At 63.8% G+C, this 1,064-nt stretch carries 1 protein-coding gene; it reads right to left on the bottom strand.

Annotation, left to right across the window (positions count from 1 at the left end; all coding sequences use genetic code 11):
* Window positions 1-138 precede the first annotated feature (138 nt).
* A partial coding sequence (locus tag ACGF5C_RS35195) for a fatty acid desaturase family protein (RefSeq protein WP_393308799.1) occupies window positions 139-1,064 on the bottom strand: 926 nt, incomplete at its 5' end.

Here is a 1,064-nt window from a genome sequence, read left to right as displayed (position 1 = left end):
ATCGCGGCGCCGCCGGATCACGTCGTAGATGCTGGATTCTTGCGTTGACACCGGTTCAGTCAATCAGGCCCGGACGCGGGCAGACGAAAGGGGCTCCCCGGACGTCGAATCCGGAGAGCCCCTTCTGTTCGGTGATCGCTAGGCGGCCGAGCCGACCGTCTGCCGGCGTTCCGCCACCCGGCGCTTGCCTTCCTTCAGCGCGGTGCGCAATCCGCGCCGGCGCCCCGTCACGGGATCGACCGTGCCGATGCCGCCGAATGCGCGCTCGGACTTGGTCTCGGGAGCGTCGTCGGTGCCGCGGCGCAGATATTTGTTGGGCAGCGACAGCTTGATGATGGTGCGCCACGATTTCGCGTACTGCACCGGCATCGAGCCGCTGGTGTAGGGCAGGTCGTATTTGTCGCACAATTCCCGCACGCGCACCGAGATGGCCCGCAGCCGGTTGCTCGGCAGGTCCGGGAACAGGTGGTGCTCGATCTGATGGGAGAGGTTGCCGGTCATGAAATGCATGACCGCGCCGCCGGTGATATTGGCGCTGCCCAGCATCTGGCGCAGGTACCACTCGCCCTGCGTTTCGTTGTAGACATCGCCCTTGGTGAACTTCTCCGCGCCGTCGGGGAAGTGGCCGCAGAAGATGACCATGTAGGCCCAGTAGTTGCGGATGAGATTGGCGGTGGCGTCGGCGGTCAGCGTCGTCTTCCAGTTGCGCCCCGACAACGCCGGGTAGATCAGATAATCCTTGGCCGCCTGTTTGCCGACCTTCGTGCCGATGATGCGCAGATCCCGGAACGCCTGCCGCCAGGTCTTGTCCTTGCGGCGGATCTTCTCCACCTCGAGGTGGTGCAGCGCGACGCCCCATTCGAACAAGGTCCCCAATGTCAGGTTGTACACCGGATTTCCGATGTTCCACCACTCCCAGCGCTGGTCCCGGGTCACCCGCAGAATTCCGTAGCCGACATCGTCGTCCCTGCCGACGACATTCGTGTACTTGTGATGGACGAAATTGTGCGAATGCTTCCACTGCACGCTGGGGCAGGTGGTGTCCCACTCCCACGACGAGGAGT

Origin of the sequence: Micromonospora sp. NPDC047620 (genome assembly GCF_043205005.1) — a bacterium.
Taxonomy (GTDB): domain Bacteria; phylum Actinomycetota; class Actinomycetes; order Mycobacteriales; family Micromonosporaceae; genus Micromonospora.
The sequence above is the reverse complement of the archived record's forward strand: the minus strand, read 5'-3'. Positions and strand labels throughout refer to the sequence as shown.